The sequence below is a fragment of the Aeromicrobium sp. PFPM2_SD2 genome, assembly GCF_057364525.1.
This window is the reverse complement of sequence record NZ_JBNFNZ010000309.1, coordinates 1-3,000: the sequence shown is the minus strand read 5'-3', so window position 1 is coordinate 3,000 and position 3,000 is coordinate 1. Positions and strand designations below refer to the sequence as shown.

Annotated in this window: 5 protein-coding genes; all 5 read left to right on the top strand. The window is 72.8% G+C overall.

The features are described 5' to 3' along the window. Positions 1 to 661, top strand: a 661-nt coding sequence (locus AC2W7G_RS12650) for a ribonuclease HII (RefSeq protein ID WP_485868750.1), incomplete at its 5' end; no start/stop codon positions are given. A gap of 53 nt (positions 662 to 714) precedes the next feature. Next, positions 715 to 1,023, top strand: coding sequence for a DUF2469 domain-containing protein (locus AC2W7G_RS12645; protein ID WP_019145359.1), 309 nt, complete (start codon positions 715 to 717; stop codon positions 1,021 to 1,023). Position 1,024: 1 nt separating this feature from the next. Continuing rightward, positions 1,025 to 2,176, top strand: a complete 1,152-nt coding sequence (locus AC2W7G_RS12640) for an acyl-CoA dehydrogenase family protein (protein WP_485868749.1) — start codon at positions 1,025 to 1,027, stop codon at positions 2,174 to 2,176. An 86-nt stretch (positions 2,177 to 2,262) separates the two neighbouring features. Continuing rightward, positions 2,263 to 2,610, top strand: a complete 348-nt coding sequence (locus AC2W7G_RS12635; protein WP_485868748.1) for a YraN family protein — start codon at positions 2,263 to 2,265, stop codon at positions 2,608 to 2,610. 4 nt (positions 2,611 to 2,614) lie between these two features. Continuing rightward, positions 2,615 to 3,000, top strand: a 386-nt coding sequence (locus AC2W7G_RS12630; protein ID WP_485868747.1) for a magnesium chelatase domain-containing protein, incomplete at its 3' end; no start/stop codon positions are given.

Genomic DNA, 3,000 nt, shown 5'->3' with positions numbered 1-3,000 from the left:
TGCTGCGGGAGGGACGCGCCACCCTGGCCTGCTTCGACGAGGTCGCCGCGGCGCCCTGTGCGGCCCGGTGACGATCGGTGCGGTGCTCGTCACCGCCGAGACCCGCACCGCGCCCCAGGGCGTCCGCGACAGCAAGCTGCTCACGCCCGACGCCCGCCAGCGGCTCGTCCCGCGCATCCAGCGGTGGGCCACCGCCTACGCCGTCGGCCACGCGTCCTCGGCCGAGATCGACGAGCACGGCATCATCGCCGGCCTGCGCCTGGCCGGGCACCGCGCCCTCGCCGGCCTGGACGTCGAGCCCGACGCCGTCCTGCTCGACGGCAACCACGACTACCTCACGACGCCGGCCCAGTCGGGCCTGTTCGCGCCGCCGTTCGAGGTCGAGCGCGTCCCGCCGGTCACCACGATGATCAAGGCCGACATGCAGTGCGCGGCCGTCGCGGCGGCCAGCATCCTGGCCAAGACCGCGCGCGACGCGATCATGGTCGAGCTGTCGGCCGAGCACCCGCAGTACGGCTGGCACGAGAACAAGGGCTACTCGGCGCCCGACCACGTCGCCGCGCTGGCCGAGCACGGGCCCAGCCCGCACCACCGCGTCTCGTGGCGGCTGCCCGGCCTGGGCGGCGCGGACGACGTGCCGCCCGAGGCTCTGCTCGTCTGAGGGTCCCCGCCCGTACAGTTGTCGCCACCTGCCACCGAAGGAGCGTCCGTCGCATGAGTGCCGAGGACCTGGAGCGGTACGAGTCGGAGATGGAGCTCGCGCTCTACCGCGAGTACCGCGACGTCGTCGAGATCTTCAAGTACGTGGTCGAGACCGACCGCCGCTTCTACCTCTGCAACGCCGTGGACGTGAAGGTGCGCTCCGAGACGGGCGACGCGTACTTCGAGGTGACGATGAGCGACGCCTGGGTGTGGGACATCTACCGCCCCGCGCGCTTCGCCAAGAACGTCAAGGTGCTCACGTTCAAGGACGTCAACGTCGAGGAGCTCAGCAAGTCCGACTTCAAGGTCCCCACGACCTGACATGGACCTGCGCCTGAGCCCCGAGCAGGAAGCCTTCCGCTCCGTCGCCCGCGACTTCCTCGAGCGCGAGGTCGTGCCGCACCGGCGCGACTGGGACCGCGCCGAGCAGGTCGACCTCGCGCTCATCCCGAAGCTCGGCGAGCTGGGCTTCTTCGGCATGACCATCCCCGAGCGCCTCGGCGGCGTCGGCGGCGACTACGTGACCTACGCGCTGATGATGGAGGAGCTCGGGCGCGCCGACTCCGCGGTGCGCGGCATCGTGTCGGTCTCCAGCGGCCTGGTCGGCAAGCCGGTCCTCGAGCATGGCACGCCCGAGCAGCAGGAGCAGTGGCTCGGCCCGATCGCCCGCGGCGAGAAGCTGGGGTGCTTCGGCCTGACCGAGCCCGGCACGGGGTCGGACGCCGGCAGCCTGACCACGCGGGCGGTCCGCGACGGCGACGACTACGTCATCGACGGCGCCAAGATGTTCATCACCAACGGCACCTGGGCCGACGTCTGCCTGGTGTTCGCCCGGACCGGCGGACCCGGTCCGAAGGGCGTCAGCGCCTTCCTCGTGCCGACCGACACGCCCGGCTTCGAGCGGCGCGAGATCACCGGCAAGCTCGGCCTGCGCGGCCAGGCTACGGCGGAGCTCTCGTTCCAGGGCGTCCGCGTCCCGGCGTCCGCGCGGCTGGGGGAGGAGGGGCAGGGCTTCAAGATCGCCATGTCCACCCTCGACAAGGGCCGGCTCGGCATCGCCGCGTCGTGCGTCGGCATCGTGCAGGGCTGCCTGGAGGCGGTCGTCGACTACACCACCCAGCGCGAGCAGTTCGGCCGGCCGATCGCGAGCTTCCAGCTGGTCCAGGAGATCGTCGCCGACCTCAGCCTCGACGCCGACGCGGCGCGCCTGCTGGTGTGGCGCTGCGCCGACCTGGTCGACCGGGGGGAGCCGTTTGGCGTCGCCGCGTCCAAGGCCAAGCTGTTCGCCAGCGAGGCGGCGGTGCGCGCGTCCAACCAGGCGATCCAGGCCTTCGGCGGCTACGGCTACGTCGACGAGTACCCGGTGCAGAAGTACCTGCGCGACGCGCGGGTCATGACGCTGTACGAGGGCACCAGCCAGGTGCAGAAGCTGCTCATCGGCCGCGCCGAGACCGGCATCAACGCCTTCACCTGATCCACAGACCCGGCCGCGGCGCCGGGCGTCCACAGCGCGCGTCCGGTCGGCGCCGCCCGTCGCCGGCAGCGGCGAGCGTGGGCGCCATGACCTACGCACGCAACAAGGCGCTCGGCGGCTACGGCGAGCGCGTCGCGGCCGACCACCTGGTCGCCCACGGCATGGTGATCCTGGCCCGCAACTGGACCTGCCGCTACGGCGAGATCGACCTCGTCGCCCGCGACGGCTCGACGCTCGTGGTGTGCGAGGTCAAGACCCGCACGTCCGAGACGCACGGCGCACCGTTCGAGGCGGTGTCCGCCGTGAAGGCGGCGCGGCTGCGGCGCCTGGCGTCGCACTGGCTCGAGGTGCACGACCTGCACCCGCCGGCGGTGCGCATCGACGTGGTGTCCGTGCGCGTCCCGCGGCGCGGTGCCCCGTCGTCGAGCGCGTGACGGGGTGCCTGAGGCGGCCGCGACCCGCTCGGTGGCGCTCGACGGGCTGGCCGGCCGGCTCATCGAGGTCGAGGTCGACGTCAGCAGCGGGCTGCCGACGACCGTGGTCGTCGGCCTGGCCGACACGATGGTCAGCGAGGCGCGCGACCGCGTGCGCGCCGCGGTGGTCAACTCCGGCACGTCCTGGCCGGACCAGCGGGTGACGATCAACCTGGCGCCCAGCACGCTGCCCAAGACCGGCAGCCACTACGACCTGGCGATCGCGTGGCGGTCCTCGGGGCCAAGGACGTCCTGCCGATGCAGCCGCTCCGCGAAGCCGTCCTGCTCGGCGAGCTCGCCCTCGACGGACGGTTCGCGCCGTGCGCGGCGTGCTTCCGCGGCCCTCGCCGC

Excerpts from the sequence above, each read along its gene's own strand:
- AC2W7G_RS12645 (WP_019145359.1), top strand. The coding sequence starts at position 715 with ATGAGTGCCGAGGACCTGGAGCGGTACGAGTCGGAGATGGAGCTCGCG.
- AC2W7G_RS12640 (WP_485868749.1), top strand. The coding sequence starts at position 1,025 with ATGGACCTGCGCCTGAGCCCCGAGCAGGAAGCCTTCCGCTCCGTCGCC.
- AC2W7G_RS12635 (WP_485868748.1), top strand. The coding sequence starts at position 2,263 with ATGACCTACGCACGCAACAAGGCGCTCGGCGGCTACGGCGAGCGCGTC.